A 590-nucleotide genomic window follows, 5' to 3' on the forward strand; every position below is an offset into this window, starting at 1 on the left:
ATACTTTTAGCCTCTTTTAAGTCAAAACTTATTGGCTTAACAAGGTTTAAGCTTCCATTTTGCCATGCATAATCAAATGTAAAAACACTACCTGTCTCATTTTTCAATTGATAATCAATATAAAATTTTTTTTCATTTCGATTAATTCTTTCAAAATCCAAACCTTTTAAATTAGAAAAATATTTTTGTAATAATTTAGGTTCTTTTGGTTGATTACTAAAATGCTTAATATCCTCAATTAAAAATTTCTTAATGAGAATTTCTTCTATAAATTCATTATGAAAATCATATTGCAAATTATGTTTGCATTCTGAGAATTGAAGAGAACTTGAATCAATAGCTAACAAATTTTTAGAAATAAAATTTCTTAAATCATTTACCTCAAGAGAATGAAAAATATCATTCTCAATATTAGAAAATTTTTTAATTTGAAGCTCTATACGTTTTAAATATTCTTTAATAGTTTTCTCAGGAACATTATCATAAATATATTTTATTCTACTTAAATTTTTAGAGTAAGTAAACGAAAATTTTTTGGTATTACTAAAAAACACAAGAATACCAATATTTATGCTTTCCTCGAGAAAAAC

General features: G+C 22.5%; 1 protein-coding gene. It reads right to left on the reverse strand.

The genetic code is table 11. The annotated features are described in order from the left end of the window. Positions 1-590 (reverse strand): DUF3037 domain-containing protein (locus B0A81_RS21525; RefSeq protein WP_123922224.1); only part of this gene is annotated, 590 nt, incomplete at both ends.

The sequence above is a fragment of the Flavobacterium plurextorum genome (assembly GCF_002217395.1).
GTDB lineage: Bacteria > Bacteroidota > Bacteroidia > Flavobacteriales > Flavobacteriaceae > Flavobacterium > Flavobacterium plurextorum.